Consider the following 20,315-nt stretch of genomic DNA (forward strand, 5'->3'; position numbering starts at 1 on the left):
GTACCATCGGCGCGACGCGTGCCGGCGCACCGCCGCGCGCCGCCAAGCCGCCTTCGCGCATTCGCGCCCGATCGACCGCCGCTTTCAGATGACCCGATGAAGCCTGACACCGGCCGCACCCGCCCTACCCACCTCGTCGCCCGTTTCGTCGCAATCTCGTGGCGCGACCTCGCGGTCTCGTTCGGCCCCCTCGTGCTGCTCGTGATCGTCGCGATCTGGGCCGCCGTGCGGCTGATCCAGCCGGCCCCGCCGAATACGCTGACGATGAGCGCCGGACCCGAGGGCAGCACGTTCTGGATCGCCGCCCAGAAATACAAGGCGATCCTCGCGCGCAACCGCATTACGGTGAACGTGCTGGCCTCGCAGGGCTCGCAGGAAAATCTGAAGCGGCTGTCGGACCCGAACGCGAACGTCGACGTCGGCTTCGTGCAGAGCGGCGTCACGCCCGCCGGGCTCGACAAGGGCCAAAACCTGATGTCGCTCGGCAGCGTCGCTTACGTGCCGCTCGCGATCTTCTATCGCGGCGCGCCGGTCGACTGGCTGTCCGGGTTCAAGGGCCAGCGCCTCGCGATCGGCCCCGAGGGCAGCGGCACGCGCGAGCTTGCGCTCGCGCTGCTGAAGGCCAACGGCATCGTGCCGGGCGGTCCCACCCAACTGCTGCCGCTGACGGGCGACGAAGCCGCCAACGCGCTGATCGACGGCAAGATCGACGCGACCTTTCTCGCCGGCGATTCGGCGCAGCCGGCCGTGATGGGCAAGCTCTACCGCACCGGCAACATACGCTTCTACGATTTCACGCAGGCCGACGCGTACACGCGCCGGTTTCCGTATCTGACGCAGTTGAAGGTGCCGATGGGCGCGTTCGACCTCGGCAAGAACCTGCCGGCGAACTCGATCAACATCATCGCGTCGACCGCCGAGCTGATCGCGCGCGATTCGCTGCATCCGGCGCTGTCCGATCTGCTGATCGAGGCCGCCCGCGAGGTGCATGGCGGCGCGACGACCCTGCAGCGCGCCGGCGAATTCCCCGCGCCGGTCGCGCACGAGTTCCCGCTTTCCGACGACGCCGCGCGCTACTACAAGTCGGGCAAGAGCTTCCTGTACCGCACGCTGCCGTTCTGGATCGCGAGTCTCGTGGACCGCCTGCTGGTGATCGTCGTGCCGCTGATCGTGCTGCTGGTGCCGGCGCTGCGGGTCGTGCCGGGCTTGTACGCGTGGCGCGTCAAGTCGCGCATCTATCGCTGGTACGGCGCGCTGATCGCGATCGAGCGCAGCGCGCTCGGCGAACATTCGGCGCAAGAACGCACGTCGCTGATCGAGCGGCTCGACACGATCGAAGATTCGGTCAACGGCATGAAGATGCCGCTCGCGTACGCGGACCAGTTCTACGTGCTGCGCGAGCACATCGGCTTCGTGCGGCGGCGGCTCACGGAAAGCCTCGACACCCAGGGCGGGCTGGACGAGGCCGACGAGCCGGCGGCCGATAAAGTCAAAGGCTGAGCGCGCCGACGTCCCCGCCGAAACCCGTTCCCCGGGCCTGCCACCAGGGGATATCGACCGGTGCAAGCCGGCACCGCACCGCGTAAGATCGCTACAATTTTGATGAGATAACGGACGCCCCCTTTCGCGTCGTCCGACACAGGCAATCCGGGAGACATTTATGACCGTTGGCATCGACGCCCAACAGCCGCTGTGGTTTTACGACTTCGTCTCGCCGTTCACCTACCTGTTGCTCGAGCAACACGACAAATGGCCCGGCTTCGACTTCGCGTTCACTCCGGTCGTGCTGAACGATCTGTACCGCCACTGGGGCCAGCGCTCCGCGTACAGCGTCCCCTCCAAGCGCACCTTCATGTACCGGCACGCGCTGTTTCGCGCGGAGCAGCTCGGCATTCCGTACAAAATGCCGCCCGCCCATCCGTTCGATTCGATGAAGCCGCTGCTGCTCGCGACCGCCGCGAACGGCGACGTGCAATTCGTGCGCGAGATTTTCCGCTTCATCTGGCGCGAGGGACGCGATCCGTCGAGCGACGAAGCGTTCGACGAACTGTGCGAGCGCGTCGGCATGCCGGACGGCCGCGAACTGATCGAGGCCGAAACCGTGAAGGCGCAATTGCAGCGCAATACCGCCGACGCGATCGATCTCGGCGTCTATGGCGTGCCGACGTTTCGTTTGAACGATCAGCTGTTCTGGGGCGAAGACGCGCTGCCGATGGTGCTGTACTGCGCGCGCACGCCGAATTGGCTCGAATCGCGCGAGGTCAAGCGGATCAGTAACCTGCCGTGGGGGCTGGCGGACAAACCGGCATCGGCATAACCCGGCGGCGGCGGCAGGCCGCCCCCTGGTTGCGGCTTCGGTCCGAACGACTCGACGCCGGCGAGCGCCGCACTGATGCCGGCCATACCGCGCCCGCTATGCCGCCGGAGCGCAAACGGGCCTAAGGTTATAGGCTTTTGCACCCCACGCGCGGGCCGCGCGGCGAGCTCATCGGCTGCGCCCGCGCCACCACTTCGAACATGGACGACACCGCCGCCTCACTCGATATCTGGCTCGTGCGCGTGCTGCGCACGCTGCTCGTCGAGCGCAGCGTCACGCAGACCGCGTTGCGGCTGAACCAGACCCAGCCCGCGATCAGCACCGCGCTGCGCAAGCTGCGCGAAACGCTCGGCGATCCGATTCTGGTGCGCGGCAAGGCGGGCATGGTGCCGACCGAATACGGCGAGTCGCTGCTCGCGGCCGCGCAGCGCGTGCTGCGCGATGTCGATTTCGTCGCGACGCCGCACGGCGACTTCGATCCGGGCCGCTCGCGCCGCACGTTTCGCGTCGCCGCGCCCGACTATCTGAACGACTTCTTCATGCCGACCGTGATCGCGCGATTTCGCGAAGCCGCGCCGCATGCGCGGCTCGAAATCGAATCGCTGGGGCCACTGCTCGATCATTCGTCCGCGCTCGACACCGGTGAGCTCGATCTGGTGATCGGCAACTGGCCGAAGCCCGACCCGCGCTTCGAGCGCAGCGACCTGTTCGCCGATACCGTCGTGTGCATGATGCGCGCGGACCATCCGCTGACCCGCGAGCCGCTCACGCGCGACGCCTATCTGGCCGCGCCGCATCTGGCGCCGACACCGTACAGCGGCGCGCGCGGCGGCGCGATCGACACCGGCTTCGCGCGTGCGAAGGCGAGCCGGCGCATCGTTGCGACGCTGCCCTACTTCGGGCTGGTCGCGCAGACGCTGCTGCAATCGGATCTGATCTTCACGACGACGCGGCGCTTCGCGATGCACTACGCCAGCATGTTGCCGCTCGCGGTCGTCGACGTGCCGATCGCGTTTCCGCGCATCCGCTGCTATCAGTTGTGGCATCCGCAGCCGGATCGGCCGAGCGATATCAGCTGGCTGAGGACGTTGATGTCCGAGGTGTCGGGTGAGCTGGTCGCGAGGAAGACGCCGCGCGTGAAGGGACAACGGCGGCTGCGCAGCGGCTAAAACAGGGGGCGGCGGTCTCCGGATAATCGAAACTCCTTTTTGATCGACCCCACCGCGTGCATTACGAAACCATCAGAGTTTTTGCCGCGCCGATGCGCGAGTGCTGAAAGCAGCACCAGAATCGCGTTGTCGAAGCTTTAGAGGGTGTAGCCGTGCGCGTTCATTCATTGCGCATTTCTCGATAAATAGCAAACCGAACCATTTGACCATTATTGAGAATCTCCGTTTTGCATTCGTGCTACAAGGTCGACTCCCCGGTATACCCGGACTCTTCTTTGTCGGAGATTCAAATGGCAGTTCCCTTGCATTTGTGGTTGAAGGATGAGGGCGGCGCGGATATTCGAGGGTCAAGCGAAGTGTTCGGTCGTGAGGGGAGCATTGAGGTTCTGAGCCTCACGCATGGCCTACACATACCAGCTGATGGAAACACTGGGAAGATAATGGGCACCCGCTCGCATCGCCCACTTGTCATCGAAAAAGAAATCGACCGTTCATCCGCATTGCTTTATCGCGCCGTGGCTACCGGAACAACTTTGCAGTCCGCCGAGATTCAGTTTTATCGCGCGAACGACGCTGGCAGCGAGGAAGCCTATTTTTCGATATTCATGAAGAACGTCAAAGTCGTTGGAATATCGCCGCGAGTACCAAACGTTAAAGAAGCCACTAGTCAGCAACGCAACCACTTCGAAGTATTGGAATTGCGCTACGAAGAAATAACGTGGTCGTATGCGGAAGGCAACATGATTTTCAAAGATGCCTGGAACCTGTTCTAAGGGAACGCGATGCCTGTCCGATGTACGTTCTCTCTAAACAACAACACGACTTCCGCTCTGTACAGTTCCGGCTTTGGCACCGTCACGGCCTATTCAGGTCAGAAGTGGGGGCGCGATAATCCAATGGCAACCGCGACCCCGGAAATTGGACCGATCCCAGAGGGCACGTATTACATCGTTGACCGGCAGTCGGGCGGAACATTGGGTTGGGCGCGTGATTTGTGGTCTGAATACGGCTACGGAACAACGGACCGGACAAAATGGTTTGCTCTTTGGAACCCGAACACGGGTGACACCACAGTAATCAACGGTATTCGTCGCGGAAATTTTCGTCTTCACCCGGAAGGGCCACAGCATTTAAGCGAAGGTTGCATTACGGTCGTCAGTCACCAGCAGTTCGATCAGCTTCGGCGGTTCATACGCTCGCATAAGGCTGACTTATCGGTACCGGGTTCCGCGTTGCGTGCTTATGGAACAGTGGACGTTCGATGAAAGGACGACTTCAGCGCATTGCATGCGTGCTCGCCTATATTTCCGCATCGCTCATTGGCGGTTGGTTCCTCGGGGCGTTTATCTCTCACACGTCGCTATGGATTCCACAATGGCTATGGAACGCAATGCGTGCCGCCGTTCGGGCAAGTGACATCGTCGCGATCTACGACGAAGACGATATTGAAACGCTCTGTCTGTTTGCCCTAACGATTACGTCCTGCGGTGCGGTCGCGCTATCGTTGGGCGTCGCATGGTTTGCTGTTACCCGGTACTTTCGAATGCGGCGGGTGTAACAACGCACCGAGCGGAAAGAGGTCGTACAGGGGCCGCCGCATGAGTTCAGCCCCCTCGAACACTCGCGCAAGCCCGTTGCACCGTGCAGCCTAAACCGCGATCTGCTCCGTTGCGCGGACGTGGCTCGTGGCCTGTCCCAAAGCATCAACCGCCGCAGCCTTGTGCGTCCTCATCCGCAGCAACTGCGCGCACACCGCGATCGCAATCGCCGCGGGCGCCTTGTCGACGATCCCTTCGACGCCGATCGGACAGGTCATGTCCGCGAGCCGCTCCAACTCCACGCCGCGCGCCAGCAAACGCCGCTCGAACTTCACGCGCTTCGTCTTCGAGCCGATCATGCCGAAGTAGCTGAAATCGCGCCGCCGCATGATGCGCGCGGCGAGCGAAAAATCGAGTGCATGGTTGTGCGTCATGACCAGAAACCACGCGCCGGGCGGCGCCGCGTCGACGATCGCGTCGGGCGTGTCGGTCGCTTCGACCTGCACGTTCGGCGGCGTTTCGTCGGGAAACAGCTCGTCGCGTTCGTCGACCCACTGGACCACGCAAGGCAGGCTGCCCAGCAGTTGCACCAGCGCATGGCCGACGTGTCCCGCGCCGAACAGCACGATATGCATCGGCGCCGGCCGCAGGGCAGGCTCGGACGCGGCGCAACGCCGGCCGATCCGCACCGGCGCGCCAGCGTCGATGGCGCTGGCGCGGTTCAGACAATCATTCAGGCGTGCTTCCATATCGCGCTCCCACTCGTTCGCCAATCACGCCTGCCGCGCGGCCACGGTCGCGGCCCGCACCGCGCCGACCGCCTTCAGAATTTCCTCGCTGGTCGCGGGCGCGTTGAGCGGCGGATTGACCTGATGGCCGCCCACCGCCGACACCGCGTCGCGCACCGCGAAGAACACCGAGAACGGCAGCAGCAGCGGCGGCTCGCCGGTCGCCTTCGAACGATGGATGCTGTCCTCCACGTTGCGGTTCCTGAACAGCTTCACGTTGAAGACCGGCGGCACGTCGTTGACGGTCGGGATCTTGTACGTCGACGGCGCGTGCGTCATCAGCTTGCCGCCCGCGTTCCACCACAGCTCCTCGGTGGTGAGCCAGCCCATGCCCTGAATGAACGCGCCTTCCACCTGGCCGACGTCGAGCGCCGGATTCAGCGAGGCGCCCACGTCGTGCAGCGCATCGGCGCGCAGCACGCGCATTTCGCCGGTCAGCGTGTCGATCACGACTTCCGATACCGCCGCGCCGTACGAGTAGTAGTAGAACGGCCGGCCTTGCAGCTTCGACTGATCCCAGTAGAGCTTCGGCGTCGCGTAGAAGCCGTCGGACCACAGCTGGATGCGCGCGAGATAAGCCTTCGCGACCACTTCCTCGAACGGCACGGCCACCTCGCCGACCACCACGCGATCGTGCGCGAAGCGCACGTCCTTCGCGTTCACGCTGCCCGCGCCGAAGCGCTCGGCCGCGAATGCGGCGAGCCGCTCGCGCAACTGGCGCGCGGCGTCCTGGGCGGCTTTGCCGTTCAGGTCGGAGCCGGTCGACGCAGCCGTCGCCGACGTATTGGCGACCTTGCTGGTATCGGTCGCGGTCACGCGAATCCGGTTGAAGCCGAGGCCGAGTTCATGCGCGACGACCTGCGCGACCTTCGTGTTCAGCCCCTGGCCCATTTCGGTGCCGCCGTGATTCACGAGCACCGAGCCGTCGGTGTAGATGTGCACGAGCGCGCCGGCCTGGTTGAAGTGCGTGACGTTGAACGCGATGCCGAACTTGACCGGCGTCAGCGCGAGGCCCTTCTTCAGGATCTCGTTGTTCGCGTTGAATTCGTCGATCTCCTTGCGGCGCGCGCGATAGTCGCTGGTCGCTTCGAGTTCGTCGATCAACTCGTGAATCACGTTGTCTTCGACCACCTGGCCGTACGGCGTCTGGTTGCGCTCGGTCTTGCCGTACAGATTGCGGCGGCGCACGTCGAGCGAATCCATGCCGCACGAGCGCGCGACGTCGTCGATGATGTACTCGATCGCGAACGCGCCCTGCGGACCGCCGAAGCCGCGAAACGCGGTGTTCGACTGCGTGTTGGTCTTGCCGCAGAAGCCGTCGATCGATACGTCGGACAGCCAGTACGCGTTGTCGAAGTGGCACAGCGCGCGCGTCATCACCGGGCCCGACAGGTCTGCCGAAAAGCCGCAGCGCGAGGTCATGTCGACCGCGACGCCTTCGATCACGCCCTGCTCGTCGTAACCGACTTCATACGTGTAATGGAAATCGTGGCGCTTGCCGGTCACCATCATGTCGTCGTCGCGATCCGGGCGCAGCTTGACCGGGCACAGCAGCTTCCATGCGGCGAGCGCGGCGCAGCAGGCGAACAGCGCCGACTGCGATTCCTTGCCGCCGAAGCCGCCGCCCATGCGCCGGCATTCGATCAAGACGTTGTGCGAGGCAACGCCCAACGTGTGCGCGACGAGGTGCTGCATTTCGGTCGGATGCTGGGTCGAGCAGTAGACGTGCATGCCGTCGTCGTCCTTCGGCACCGCGTACGAGATCTGCCCTTCCAGATAGAACTGCTCCTGGCCGCCGAGCAGCATCTCACCGGCCTCGCGACGCGTCGCGCGCGCGATCTTCGTGCCGGCATCGCCGCGTGCGAGCTTCATCGGCGGCAGCACGAACTGGTTCGCGGCGCGCGCCTGCTGCGCGGTCAGCACCGCCGGCAGTTCCTCGTAGACCACCTCGGCGCGTCGTGCACCAAGACGCGCCGCCTCGTGCGAGCTCGCGACCACGATGAACATCGGCTGGCCGACGTATTGCACGACGCCATCGGCGAGGATCGGATCGTCGCCATGCACGATCGGGCCGACGTCGTTGACGCCGGGGATGTCGTCGGCGGTGAAGACCGCGACGACGCCGGGCGTCGCACGCACCTTGTCGAGCGCGATCGACACGATCTTCGCGTGCGCCTTCGCCGACAGCCCCAGCGCCGCGTGCAGCGTGCCGGCCAGCTCGGGGATGTCGTCGGTGTAGGTGGCGCGGCCGCTCACGTGCAGATGCGCGGACTCGTGCGGACGCGACACGTGCACCTGGGTAAAGTCGGCGAGATCCTGAACCTCTTTCAGGAACGGTTCGGCTTGCTGGTTCATTGTTGGGTTCTCCGTATCCTTGGAAGCGCGGCGCTCAAACGCTCGCGCCGGCCGGCGCGACCGCGCGCACGTCGAGTGCGCTCTTCAGCAGCGGCTGCTGCGCGCGCGTTTCGAGCCAGAAGCGGTACAGCGTGTTCTTCGCCGCTTCGAGGCGGTAGTCGCTGGTTGCGCGCATATCGGTGAGCGGCGCGTAGTCGTTGCCGAGCGCGAGCATTGCGGCCTGCGCGGTCGCCTCGTGCCATTCGGCGTCACGCAGCACGGCTTCGGCATGGAGCGCGCGCTTCGGCGTCGCGGCCATGCCGCCGAACGCGATGCGCGGCTCGCGGATCACGTCGCCGTCGGCGATGAACGAGAACGCCGCGCACACGGCCGAGATATCCGAATCGAAGCGCTTCGACAGCTTGTAGGTACGAAACCGCAGGTTCGCGCGCGCACCGCCGCGGGTGGGCACCTTCAGGCCGACGACGAACTCGTGCTCGGCCATGTCCTTCTTCTGATACGCGAGGTACAGGTCTTCGAGCGGCATCTCGCGCTCGATGTCGCCGCCCCGCACGATCACGCGCGCGCCGAGCGCGATCAGCCCCGGCATCGAATCGCCGATCGGCGAGCCGTTCGCGATGTTGCCGCCGAGCGTGCCGGCGTTGCGGATCGGCAGCGACGCGAAGCGCTGCCACATTTCGGTCAGCTCCGGGTACTGCTTCGCGATCTCGGCATACGCTTTTTCGACGCTGACGCCCGCGCCGACCTCGATCCAGTCTTCGTTCGTTTCGAGCTTTTGCAGCTCGGCGATCTGCCCGACGTAGACGAGGTTGCCGAGCTCGCGCATCTGCTTGGTGACCCACAGGCCGATGTCGGTGCTGCCCGCGAGAATGCGCGCGGCCGGTTGCTCCTGTTTGATCTGCGCGAGCGCCGCGACCGTGCGCGGCGCGGCGAAGCGCTGGCCCGCGTGCTCGTACTGGAACGTGTCGCGGCGTTGGAGCGTCGCGAGCGTGTCGGCGAGCGCCTTCACGTCGACCGGCGCCTTCGGCGCGGGTGCGTCGAACATGCGCTCGCCCGCATCGACGATCGGCTTGTAGCCGGTGCAGCGGCACAGGTTGCCGGTCAACGCATTGCCGATCGCCTCGCGCGACGGCACCGTGCGGTTCGCGCAGCTATGTTCGTGGCCGTGCTTCTCGTAGAGCGCCCACATCGACATGACGAAGCCCGGCGTGCAGAAGCCGCACTGCGAGCCGTGGCAGTCGACCATCGCCTGCTGCACCGGGTGCAGCGAGCCGTCCGGCTGGCGCAGGTCTTCGACCGTGAAGAGCGCGCGGCCGTCAAGGGTCGGCACGAACTGGATGCAGGCGTTGACCGCCTTGAAGTCGATGCCGCCCGCCGCGTTGCGCTCGCCGATCACGACGGTGCAGGCGCCGCAGTCGCCTTCGGCGCAGCCTTCCTTGGTGCCGGTGCAATGCGCGTCCTCGCGCAGATACTGCAGCACCGTGCGGGTGACGGGCGCGTCCTGGATTTCGCGGATCGCGTTGCGGTGATAGAAGCGAATCGGCTCGGTCATGTCTCGTTGCTCTCGTCTGATCTGGGTTCGCGCGGACCCGCCGCGTCGATGGTTTGAAAGCTATCACCGTCAATAAACGCAACCCATAGCTCGGATCGCATGGGGGACATATTCTTCGCGCGATATCGAGATGGATTTGCGCAAGGCAACACTTATGTTGATCGGACGTTTTTGCCGCTTTTTTAGTTTTTTTGTGGATTAATTGACATCTCCGGTCTCGACGTGCCCGGCGGTGCGGCCCAAAAATCGCGCGCTGGCGGCGCAAAAACGGACCTTTATCGAGTCACAAGCCGCCAATTATTCGTCCCATTTTTTAGGCACGCGCTGCAAGGGAATCGGTTCCATGGGAGAATCACGCCTTCCCGCCGATTTCAAGTCTCGTTTTCCCGATGTCTACCGACTCAGCGCCCGCCCGCAGCGAATTGGCGACGACCCTGCAGATCATTCCGGTCGTCTTTTTCACCTTTCTTTGCTATCTCACGATCGGTATTCCGCTCGCGGTGCTGCCCGGCTACGTGCACGCCGACCTCGGCTACAGCGCGGTGCTGGCCGGCGCGGCGATCAGCGTGCAGTACCTCGCGACGCTCGCGTCGCGCCCGCTCGCGGGCCGCTCGGCCGATACGCTCGGGCCGAAGCGCACGGTGTCGATCGGTCTGCTCGGCTGCGGGGCGAGCGGTGTGCTGCTGCTGCTCGCGGCGCTGACCGGCCAGTGGCCGGGGTTGAGCCTCGCGGTGCTGGTGTGCAGCCGTCTCGTGCTCGGTTTCGGCGAGAGCCTGTGCGGCACCGGCGCGATCCTGTGGGGAATCGGCCGGGTCGGCACCTCCAACAACGCCCGGGTGATTTCGTGGAACGGCATCGCGACCTACGGCGCCCTGGCAATCGGCGCGCCGCTCGGCGTGTTGATCTCGCGCTCGATCGGCTTTACCGCGCTCGGCATTCTGGTGATGGCGCTCGCGGCGCTCGGCTACTACCTCGCGCGTCTGATCGCGCCGGTGCCGCTCGTGCACGGCGAGCGCATGTCGTATCGCAGCGTGTTCACGCGCGTGCTGCCGCACGGCATGGGCCTCGCGCTCGGCTCGGCCGGCTTCGGGTCGATCGCGACCTTCATCACGCTGTTCTATGCGGCGAAGCACTGGCCGAACGCGGCCCTGTCGCTGACGCTGTTCGGCACGCTGTTCATCGGCGCGCGCCTGCTGTTCGCGAACACGATCAAGACCTACGGCGGCTTTCGCGTCGCGATCGCGTCGTTTTCGTTCGAATGTGCGGGTCTGTTGATGCTGTGGCTTGCACCCGAGCCGCATATCGCGCTCGCGGGCGCCGCGCTGACCGGCTTCGGCTTTGCGCTGGTGTTCCCGGCGCTCGGCGTCGAGGCGGTCGGGCTCGTGCCGCCGGCAAGCCGCGGCGCGGCGCTGTCCGCCTATTCGGTGTTCCTGGACCTGTCGCTGGGGATCACCGGGCCGCTCGCCGGCTATATCGCCGGCGAGTTCGGCTACGGCTCCGTGTTTCTGTTTGCGGCGATTGCCGCAGCGGCGGCGGTGGTGCTTTCCACCGTGCTTTATCTGCGCGACGCCAGGCTAACCAGTGGGCCTGCGACGTCTTAACGTGTGTGCAGGTTGCTCCGTGGGGAGCGGCACCTGCTTCCACACCTACGCGCGGGACAGAAAGTCCTCTCATTGAGCACAGGGAGCAGGTAGCGCCTGCCCCCTTAAATGCTCACCTCCCTTCGCTCAATCCTCGCTCGAGCGCCGCGACACCTGCCGGCAAATCGACCTTGACGCCGAGATCGACCATCGTGCGGCCGAGCGCATGCACGGTGCGAAACAGGTTGTGCTCGCGACACTGCTCGCCCATCTGGCCGATCCGCACGATCGGCAAACCGAACGAGCCGGAGATTTCCACCTGATGCTGCCGCGAGATATGCGCGCAGACGTCGGCGGGACTCAGGCCGTCCGGCACCTCGATGCCGACCACCGAATTCAGACGGCAATTCTCCGGCGCATAAAGCTGCAGCCCCATCGCGGTGACGCCCTGCTGCAACGCGAGCGAGCATTTCAGATGGCGCGCGAAGCGCTTCTCCAGCGTCTCCGCGCAGACGAGCCGCAGCGCCTCGTGCAGCGCGAGCACGCCCGACACCGGCGCCGTGTAGTGATAGCCGGCGTTGTGCCAGAAGTTTTCCGCCAGCGACGCGTCGAGGCACCAGTGGGTATTGGGCGCCGTGCGGCCTTTAACGCGGTCCCACGCCGCGTCTGAAAACGCGATCAGCGACACGCCCGGAATCGACGACAAGCCCTTCTGGCCGCCGGTAATCACCGCGTCGATGCCCCAGTTGTCCATTTCGAGCGGCATCGTGCTCAGCGTGCAGACGGCGTCGACGATCACGAGCGCGCCCGCTTCCTTCGCAAGCGCGGCGATGTCTTTCAGATGATGATTCCACACGGTGTTCGAGGTCTCGCCTTGCACCACCGTGACGACCTCGGGACGCTCGCGGCGCAGCGCTTCGGCGACCTGGTCGAGACTCGCGACCGTGCGGTCCGCGACTTCGAGCACGCTCACGCGCGCGCCGACGCGCCGGCCCATTTCGCCCATGCGGTCGCTGAAGAAGCCGTTCTTGATGCACAGCATGCGCGTGCCTTCCCACGCGAGATTGGAGATCGCCATCTCCATTGCGCCCGATCCCGGTCCCGCGACGCCGAGCACCCACTTCGACTGCGTCTGGAACACGTAGCGCGCCATCGTCTTCACCTGGTTGACCACCTTCGCCATCGTGCCGCCCAGATGGTTGATCACGATCGCATTGGCCTTCGCGACCGCGGCGGGAATCGGCACGGGGCCGGCGCCCATCATCAGCAGCGGTTCTTCGGGAAGGATGGCGTCGAGCGATTCGACAACCGGACAGGGGACGGACGAGACAACGGTAGTGGAGGTTGAAGTCGGCATGATCGGTGGGTGAATGTGAAGCGCAAAGGAACGAACGGCCTCGCGGCAGGTGCGCCGCTCGAGGCCGTTCGTCCGATCATTCACTGAACCGCGCGATTGCGCAAGCTTTTTGGCCAGGGTAGCGGGCGCGCGACGCGCGGCCCGCGTGAGTTACTTCATCACCTTGGTCTTGTCGAGCTTGCTGCCGGTTGCCGCGTTGTAGCGCTCGACATAGTCCTCGATCAACCTGCGCATCGCGCGACCGATCTTGCGGTAGTCGGACTCGTTCAGATTGGCGAGCGACACGCGCCCGGACGGATGCTGCGTGCCGAAGCCGCGCCCCGGCAACAGCACCACGCGCGCCTCGCGCGCGAGCCGGAACAGCATCTCGGACGGCTCGGTGTTCTTCAGCAGCCAGTCGACGAACTCGCGCCCAAAGGCTCTCTCGCCGAGGAATTCGATGTCGATGATCGTGTAGTAGTCGACCTTGTTCGGATCGTCGTCCTCGAACGCGATGCCCACTTCTTCGTACAGCGCCTGCTTGCGCTTGCGGATCAGGCGCTTGAGCGCGTTCTTGTACGCATCGGGCGTGTCCATCAGCGAGAACAGCGAGAACAGCACCATCTGCACCTGCTGCGGCGTCGACAACCCGGCCGTGTGATTCAGCGCGACCGTGCGGCTGTCGGCGACGAGCCGGTCGATGAACTTCAGCTTGTCGGGCTCGGTCGTGATCGACTCGTAACGATGATGCAGCTCCTTCTTCGCGCTGGCCGGCAATTCGCCGATCAGCCTGTCGAGCACGTTGTCGCGATGGGTCGCCACCGCGCCGAGACGCCAGCCGGTCGCGCCGAAATACTTCGAGTACGAGTAGACGAGGATCGTGTTCTTCGGCGCGAGCGCGAACAGCGACACGAAGTTATCGGCGAACGTGCCGTACACGTCGTCGGTCAGCAGGATCAGATCGGGCCGTTCCTTGACGATGTCGGCGACGTACTCGAGGCTCGCGTCGTCGATCTTCACCGACGGCGGATTGCTCGGGTTGACGAGGAAGAACGCCTTCACCTTCGGATCGCGCAGCTTGTCGAGCTCTTTCTTCGAATACTGCCAGCCGTGCGCGACGTCGGCATTGATATGCACGACGTTCATCTGATAGTCGTTCAGCGCCGGGATCTCGATGTACGGCGTAAAGATCGGCATGCCGAGCGCGATCGTGTCGCCCGCCTTGATCAGATGATTCTCGCGCATCGTGTTGAAGATGTAGGTCATCGCCGCGGTGCCGCCTTCGACCGCGAAGATGTCGAACTCGCCGATGAACGGATGCTTGCCGATCATCTCGCGGCGCAGATACTGGCCGACGATGATTTCCGACAGCTTCAGCATCCGGTCGGGCACCGGGTAATTCGACGCGAGAATGCCCTCGCACATCTCATACAGAAAATCGGTCCCGGACAGCCCGATCTGATCGCGCACGTACGACACCGCGCCGTGCAGAAAGTCGATGCCGGGCACGCCCTTGTTCTCGCGCAGGAACAGATCGAAGCGCTCTCCAAGACCCTCGCGGCGCGGAAAACCGCCGACGCCTTCCGGCATGTACGCGAACGAGCGCTCGGACTCGCGCATCGCGAACAGGCCGAGCTGCCAGAAGCCATGGCGGGGGATCGTCGCGAGAAAGTTCGGGTTGCCACGGCCCGCGTTGAGCATCGCCATGTTGGCGGGCCGATCGACCGCGCCGCCGCCGGCGGCCTTGATCAGTTCGTCCTTCAGCTCGAACGGACTCAGCGCGGCAAGACCCGCGTCCACGCTCGTGCGTTTCTTGTCGCCCTTCTCTTTTGCCATGATGCGTTCTCCAGTGAAGAGATGAAACACGCCGGCGTGGCGAGGGGTCCCGGTTGCGGCCGGCTATCGAGATCGATACGGAACGCGTTCGATCACCGTGCGCTAAAGATGCTCCAAACGTGCGATCAATCAGCGTGCTACACGAGCCCGATCACCAGCGGCCCGAGCAGCGTTAGCGCGACGTTCGCGATCGCATAGGTGATCGCGAACGGCACGGTCGGCACCGCGCTTTCGGCCTTGTCGAGCACGCCGCCGAACGCCGGGTTGGCACTGCGCGAGCCGGACAGCGCGCCGGCCAGAATCGCCGCGTTGTTGTAGCGCAGCACGTAGCGGCCGAACAGCATCGTCAGCAGCAGCGGGAACAGCGTGACGAACACGCCGAGCAGGAAAATCGTCATGCCGCTCTGCTTGACGGTGACGACCGCCTGCAAGCCCGAGTTCAGTCCGACTACCGCGACGAACGCGGCGAGCCCGAAGTCCTTCAGCAGTTGCGAAGCGGCCGACGGCATCACGCCGTACATCGGATGCTTGCCGCGCATCCAGCCGAACACGAGACCCGACAGCAGACAGCCGCCGCCCGAGCCGAGCGTGAGCGGCACGCCGCCCACGTTGACGACGATCAGCCCGATCAGCAGACCGATCACGAGACCGACGCCCATGTAGATGAAGTCGGTCTTGTTGCTGTACGGCAGCTCGTAGCCGGCGGTTTCCACTGCGCGTTTGGTGTCTTTCGGCGAGCCGTAGAAGGTGATCACGTCGCCGTGCTGCAGCTCGGTATCGGGCAGCACCGGCAACGGCTGCCCGGCGCGCGAGATGCTCTGCACGTAGACGCCGTGCCGCGTGTCGCGATCGATCAGCTGGCGCGCCGCCGCGATCGTCGTGTGATTCATGCCCTTGCGCGTGAACACGCCTTCGCGCGTTTGCATCACCACGCCGATGTCCTCGGCGTCGCCGACCTCGTTGCCTTTCGCGCCGAACGCGACGACCGCCTCGCGGCGGCCCACGACGAGCACGACGTCGTCGGGTTGCAGCACGAAGTCGGGCGTCGGCTCGATCTGCTGGCTGCCGCGCTTGACGCGCTCGATCGTCAGGCCTTCGCCGTGCAACGACTCGACCGCCTGCACGGTCTTGCCGGCGCTGAAGTCGATCCGGTACGCGCGCCCGACCAGTTCGGGCAGCGCGGCCACCTGGCTCGGCCCGCGCGTCGGCGCGCCCGACGACAGCTCGCGCTCCGCCTCGATCGACGCTTCGCGCAAGCCCTGGCCCATGAACTTAGGCAGGATGTTCACGCACACGATGATCGCGCCGAGCGAGCCGAACACGTAGGTGACCGCGTACGCGATCGCGACATCGGATTGCAGCGATTTGACCTGATCGCCGGGCAGGCCGAGCCGTGCGATCGCGTCGCCCGCGGTGCCGATGATCGCCGACTGCGTGAGCGCGCCGCCCGCGAGCCCGGCAGCGAGCCCTTTGTTCAGATGGAACAGCTTCGCGCACACCACCACCGTGATCAGCGCGCTGACCGCGAGAAACACGGCCATCGCGATCTCACGCAGCGTCTTGCGGTTCAGCGAATTGAAGAAACCGGGCCCGGAGTCGTAGCCGACCGCGTAGATGAACACCGCGAACATCACCGCCTTCACGCCGTTGTCGACCGTCACGCCCGCCTGGCTGATCACGACCGCCGCCAGCAGCGAGCCGCCCACGCCGCCCAGCTGGAACTTGCCGAAGTTGATCTGGCCGATGAAATAGCCGACCGCGAGCGACAGGAACAGCGCCATCTCCGGTGACTTGTGAAAGATGTTGTGTAGCCAGTCCATCGTTCCCTCGCTAGGTAGTTGGCGGGTTCGTTGGTGATACCCGGTACGGGTACGGCGCGCGCCTGTGCCGCGCGAGCGCCTGATTTGCCGCGAGCTGCGAAACGCCGCGCGGCATGCGGCTGCGGCAAGTCCGGCTAGCCGAGCTTGCCGGCGAGACCCACCACCACGGGCCCCATCAAAGGCAACAGGATGTTGGAGAGCGCGTAGGTGATCGTGTACCCGATCACCGGCGTCGAGTTGCCGGTCACGCCGACGAGCGCGCTGATCGCCGGCGTACTGCACTGCTGGCCTGCGATCGCCCCGAGCAGCATCGGCGCTTCGAGCTTCAGCAGCGCACGGCCGATCCACAGCGACAGCAGCCCCGGCACGAGCACCATCAGGATGCCGGCGAGCGGCAGCGCGAGTCCGTATTCGCGCACCAGCTTGATCGCGTCTGGCCCGGCCGACAGCCCGACCGCGGCGATGAACGTCGCGAGTCCGAAGTCCTTGATGATCTGCGCGGCCGCCGACGGCAGCGAGCCGACCAGCGGATGGCGTGAGCGCACCCAGCCGAACAGCAGCCCCGACAGCAGACAGCCGCCGCCCGTGCCGAGCGCGAGCGTCACGCCGCCGATCGTGCCGCCGAGCCGCCCGATCGCCATACCGACCAGCACGCCGAGGCCAAGATAGACGAAGTCGGTCTTCTGGGTGGGCGGCAGTACGTAGCCGAGCCGCTTCGCGCCGCGCTCGACGTCGGTTTTCGCGCCGACCAGCGTCAGCACGTCGCCACGATGCAGCTCGGTGCCGGGCAGCGCCGGAATCGTCGATTCGAGCCGCGTGATCGCGGCGATATAAACGCCGCGCGCGTTTTCCGGCTTGGCCTGCGCACGTAGCTGCGCGACCGTCATGCCGTTGACGTCGGGCCGCGTCAGCACCACATCGAGCCGTTGCGCGAACACCTGGGCGAAATCGGCGCCAAGCACCTCTTCGCCGAGCCCGGCCGACGCCGCGACGACCGCGGCGCGGCGGCCGGCGACGAGCACCACATCGCCGGCCGCGAGCCGCGTCTCCGTGGCGACCGGCAGGTCCGCGCCGTCGCGCTCGATCCGCTCGACGGTCAGGTTGTAGCCGTATTGCTCCTCGAGCCCGCGCACCGTCAGGCCAGCCGCATTGCCGATGCGAAACGCCCGGCCGACCAGCGCCGGCGCCGCTGCGCTCTGCCCCTCGCTGAACGCGCCTTCGCCGCCGAGCTTGCGCCACACGCGCTCGGCTTCTTCGCGCAGGTTGACGCGCAGCAGCAGCGGCGCGAACTGGCTCGTGAACAGCACGATCGTGATCAGGCCGAACAGGTAGCTGACGCTGTAAGCGGTCACGATATTGGCCTGCAGACGCTGCGTGGCCGCGTCGCCGAGACCGAGCCGCGCGATCGCCTCGGAGGCGGTGCCGATCACCGCCGACTCGGTCGCCGCGCCCGCGAGCAGTCCGGCCGCGGTGCCAACGTCGAGCCGCATCACGCTGACCGCGATCAGGATCAGCAGCAGCACCGAGACGATTTCGATCACCGACAGCAGCCCATAGCGCCAGCCGCGCCCGATGTTCGCGAAGAACTGCGGCCCACCGGTAAAGCCGAGCGCGAAGATGAACAGCGCGAACGCGATGTTCTTCAGGTCGGGGGCGATGCGCGCGCCGCTCTGCCCGAGCACCAGCGCGACGATCAGCGTGCCGCACACGCCGCCGAGCTGAATCGGGCCGATACGAAACGAGCCGATGAAATAGCCAATGGCGAGACACGCGAAAAGCGCGATTTCGGGTTGCGATCTCAGCAATTCACCAATCATGTTGGCTCGACGATTTACTGGTTGATTAAAGAAAAACAGAACACCAACCGCTCGAAAACCGAATCAAACCGTCTGACGCAAGGTGACGCAGGTGACGCGATGGTGACGTCGCGCGCGCAGCAGGCGCGATGCATGGCACATCAAATGGCCGATAGCGGGAAGCAGAAAAACGCAGCTATGAAAGGAAATCCACGCGTTGGGTGCCGGAAGAGCCGCACAGCGGGGCACCAGGACGCCCGGACGAACGCGCCGCCCGGCATTGCCGGCGGTGGAACGATTTCCCGAACGCCCAACAGTTACTCTTTCATCGCGAAGTCGCCTAACATCGTGAAAAAGATAATCTGCTGTTTGGCCAGTTTCTTGCAGCATGTTTGTACATGCTTTGTTCGGAATGCTGGTTAATTGATATTGGAGTTTGGCAACTCTGTCAATGTCATTTTCTTACGGAAAACCGACTTCGCAAAACGTCTGAAGCACGCTTCTTCGGAGCCCGATATGCGCACGATCCTGTTCAGCAGTCGTCAATACGACGTCGACACTTTCACCGAGGCCAATGCCGCGCACGGCTATGAATTGCATTTCCAGGAGTCCCCGCTCGATAGCGAAACCGCGATCCTCGCGCATGGCTACGACGTGGTCTGCCCGTTCGTCAACGACAACGTCGACGCCGCCACGCTCGAGCGGCTTCACGCGGGCGGCACGCGCATGATCGCGCTGCGCTCGGCGGGCTTCAATCACGTCGACCTCGCGGCGGCCGAGCGGCTCGGCATGCCGGTCGCGCGCGTGCCGGCGTACTCGCCGTATGCGGTCGCCGAGCACGCGGTCGGGCTGATTCTCGCGCTGAACCGGCGCCTGCCGCGCGCGGTCGCGCGCACCCGCGAAGGCGACTTCTCGCTGCATGGGCTGCTCGGCTTCGACCTGCACGGCAAAACGGTCGGCGTGGTCGGCACGGGCATCATCGGCCGGGTGTTCGCGCGCATCATGGCCGGCTTCGGCATGCAGGTGCTCGCCTACGATCCGGGACCGCCCTCCGACGAGCTGCTCGCGCTCGGCACGCGCTACGTGCCGCTCGATACGTTGCTCGCCGAATCGGACGTCGTCAGTCTGCATTGCCCGCTGCTGCCCGACACCTATCACCTGATCGACAGCGCCGCGCTCGCCAAGATGAAGCGCGGCGCGATGCTGATCAACACCGGGCGCGGCGGGCTCGTCGAGGCGAACGCGCTGATCGGCGCGTTGAAGGACGGCCAGCTCGGCAATCTGGGGCTCGACGTGTACGAGGAGGAAGGCGGCATCTTCTTCGAGGATCATTCGAATCTGCCGCTGCAGGACGACGTGCTCGCGCGTCTGCTGATGTTCCCGAACGTGATCGTCACCGCGCATCAGGCGTTCTTCACGCGCGAGGCGATGACCGAGATCGCGCAGACCACGCTCGCGAACATCGCGGCGTGGCAGGCGGGCACGCCGCGCAACGTCGTGCGGGCGGGGTAGCGGTGGTAAGCGTGGCGTACGCGGCTTGCCGCGGACCGCGAAAGCTAGAGGTCGCTGTCGCCGCCCAGCTGGGTCGAGCGAATCTCGGTGCGGGCGTCATCGGCCGCGCCGCACAGGTCGCGCAGCAAGCCCGCCTCGCGCTCGTGCACTTCGACCGGACACCAGCGCGCGCCCGCCTCGGCCAGATAGCGCGCGCGATGCTGGCCGTTGCGAAACGCCACCACCCCTTCGCGCTCGATGCCGACCCAGCCGAGCAGTCCAGGCCCGCGGCGCGTGGAGATCGTCACGTAGGGCATCTGCGGAATGCGCGCGCTGTCGGGATCGAGAAACTCCCGAATGCCGCGGACCTTGCCCGCATGCCATTCGGCGACCGGCTTCAGCACGTAGTCGGTGTTGTCGCGATCCGCGCACGCGAGCAGCTTGCGCAGATCGACGAGCACGACCTGGTGACGGGTGCCGTCGGTGACGAATACGCGCTTCAGGCGCACATGGTCGTACCAGGAATGCTCGCGCAACGGCACGATCCAGACCGTTTCGGCGCAACCCGGCACAGGGGCCGGCGTTGAAGTGGGCAGAGACAGGGACAAAGGCAGGCTCGGCAAGCTGGCGGCAGGAAGCCAGCGCATTAATAGAGCGCTAACGCTACGAGCGGGGTGTGACAGAAACATGACTTCCCACCTGATTAATCACGCTGCATGAGCGTGCCGCAACACTGG

Annotated in this window: 16 protein-coding genes; 8 read left to right on the forward strand and 8 right to left on the reverse strand. The window is 65.2% G+C overall.

Annotated features, from left to right (window positions below; all coding sequences use genetic code 11):
- The first annotated feature begins 96 nt into the window (after positions 1 to 96).
- From EVC45_RS04845 to EVC45_RS04870, 6 genes are all read left to right on the forward strand, one after another.
- Positions 97 to 1,500: a TAXI family TRAP transporter solute-binding subunit gene (locus EVC45_RS04845; protein WP_129956898.1), complete on the forward strand. Its 1,404-nt coding sequence runs from the start codon at positions 97 to 99 to the stop codon at positions 1,498 to 1,500.
- A gap of 160 nt (positions 1,501 to 1,660) precedes the next feature.
- Positions 1,661 to 2,317 (forward strand): 2-hydroxychromene-2-carboxylate isomerase, encoded by a 657-nt coding sequence (locus EVC45_RS04850; RefSeq protein ID WP_129956899.1) that lies wholly within the window; start codon positions 1,661 to 1,663, stop codon positions 2,315 to 2,317.
- Between the two features lie 200 nt (positions 2,318 to 2,517).
- Positions 2,518 to 3,486 (forward strand): LysR substrate-binding domain-containing protein, encoded by a 969-nt coding sequence (locus tag EVC45_RS04855; protein WP_129956900.1) that lies wholly within the window; start codon positions 2,518 to 2,520, stop codon positions 3,484 to 3,486.
- Positions 3,487 to 3,776: 290 nt separating this feature from the next.
- The gene (tssD, locus tag EVC45_RS04860) at positions 3,777 to 4,259 is read left to right on the forward strand and encodes a type VI secretion system tube protein TssD (protein ID WP_129956901.1); all 483 of its coding nucleotides are present in this window, start codon (positions 3,777 to 3,779) and stop codon (positions 4,257 to 4,259) included.
- Between the two features lie 9 nt (positions 4,260 to 4,268).
- Entirely contained in the window at positions 4,269 to 4,751 is a 483-nt protein-coding gene (locus EVC45_RS04865; RefSeq protein WP_129956902.1) for a DUF2778 domain-containing protein, read from the forward strand.
- Positions 4,748 to 5,044: a hypothetical protein gene (locus EVC45_RS04870; protein WP_129956903.1), complete on the forward strand. Its 297-nt coding sequence runs from the start codon at positions 4,748 to 4,750 to the stop codon at positions 5,042 to 5,044. The genes EVC45_RS04865 and EVC45_RS04870 overlap by 4 nt, the downstream gene beginning before the upstream one ends.
- 90 nt (positions 5,045 to 5,134) lie before the next feature.
- Here EVC45_RS04870 and xdhC read toward each other — a convergent pair whose 3' ends face one another.
- From xdhC to xdhA, 3 genes are read right to left on the reverse strand one after another with little or no spacing between them, the layout of a single operon-like run.
- Positions 5,135 to 5,773, reverse strand: a complete 639-nt coding sequence (gene xdhC / locus EVC45_RS04875; RefSeq protein WP_129956904.1) for a xanthine dehydrogenase accessory protein XdhC — start codon at positions 5,771 to 5,773, stop codon at positions 5,135 to 5,137.
- A gap of 24 nt (positions 5,774 to 5,797) precedes the next feature.
- Positions 5,798 to 8,167, reverse strand: a complete 2,370-nt coding sequence (xdhB, locus tag EVC45_RS04880; RefSeq protein ID WP_129956905.1) for a xanthine dehydrogenase molybdopterin binding subunit — start codon at positions 8,165 to 8,167, stop codon at positions 5,798 to 5,800.
- A gap of 34 nt (positions 8,168 to 8,201) precedes the next feature.
- Positions 8,202 to 9,719 carry a xanthine dehydrogenase small subunit gene (gene xdhA / locus EVC45_RS04885; RefSeq protein ID WP_129956906.1) on the reverse strand — a complete coding sequence of 506 codons (1,518 nt, stop codon included), beginning with the start codon at positions 9,717 to 9,719 and terminating at the stop codon, positions 8,202 to 8,204.
- Positions 9,720 to 10,108: 389 nt separating this feature from the next.
- Between xdhA and EVC45_RS04890 the strand changes: the two genes are divergently transcribed.
- The gene (locus EVC45_RS04890) at positions 10,109 to 11,320 is read left to right on the forward strand and encodes an MFS transporter (protein ID WP_129956907.1); all 1,212 of its coding nucleotides are present in this window, start codon (positions 10,109 to 10,111) and stop codon (positions 11,318 to 11,320) included.
- Between the two features lie 112 nt (positions 11,321 to 11,432).
- On the opposite strand, the gene EVC45_RS04895 is transcribed toward EVC45_RS04890, so the two are convergent.
- The 4 genes from EVC45_RS04895 to aspT (EVC45_RS04910) all read right to left on the reverse strand — a co-directional run bounded on the left by EVC45_RS04895 (position 11,433) and on the right by aspT (EVC45_RS04910) (position 18,108).
- Positions 11,433 to 12,656, reverse strand: a complete 1,224-nt coding sequence (locus EVC45_RS04895) for an alanine--glyoxylate aminotransferase family protein (RefSeq protein WP_129956908.1) — start codon at positions 12,654 to 12,656, stop codon at positions 11,433 to 11,435.
- Positions 12,657 to 12,806: 150 nt separating this feature from the next.
- Entirely contained in the window at positions 12,807 to 14,471 is a 1,665-nt protein-coding gene (locus EVC45_RS04900) for a bifunctional aspartate transaminase/aspartate 4-decarboxylase (protein ID WP_129956909.1), read from the reverse strand.
- 137 nt (positions 14,472 to 14,608) lie between these two features.
- Positions 14,609 to 16,291 (reverse strand): aspartate-alanine antiporter, encoded by a 1,683-nt coding sequence (gene aspT / locus EVC45_RS04905; RefSeq protein WP_129956910.1) that lies wholly within the window; start codon positions 16,289 to 16,291, stop codon positions 14,609 to 14,611.
- Positions 16,292 to 16,425: 134 nt separating this feature from the next.
- Positions 16,426 to 18,108, reverse strand: a complete 1,683-nt coding sequence (gene aspT, locus EVC45_RS04910) for an aspartate-alanine antiporter (protein ID WP_129956911.1) — start codon at positions 18,106 to 18,108, stop codon at positions 16,426 to 16,428.
- 495 nt (positions 18,109 to 18,603) lie between these two features.
- On the opposite strand from aspT (EVC45_RS04910), the gene EVC45_RS04915 reads away from it, so the two are divergent.
- Positions 18,604 to 19,599, forward strand: a complete 996-nt coding sequence (locus tag EVC45_RS04915; protein WP_129956912.1) for a 2-hydroxyacid dehydrogenase — start codon at positions 18,604 to 18,606, stop codon at positions 19,597 to 19,599.
- Between the two features lie 44 nt (positions 19,600 to 19,643).
- Here the strand turns inward: EVC45_RS04915 and EVC45_RS04920 are convergent, their stop codons facing one another.
- Positions 19,644 to 20,267, reverse strand: a complete 624-nt coding sequence (locus EVC45_RS04920; RefSeq protein WP_129956913.1) for a hypothetical protein — start codon at positions 20,265 to 20,267, stop codon at positions 19,644 to 19,646.
- Between the last annotated feature and the right edge of the window lie 48 nt (positions 20,268 to 20,315).

Source organism: Paraburkholderia sp. UYCP14C (assembly GCF_004197395.1).
In the GTDB taxonomy this organism is placed as follows: domain Bacteria; phylum Pseudomonadota; class Gammaproteobacteria; order Burkholderiales; family Burkholderiaceae; genus Paraburkholderia.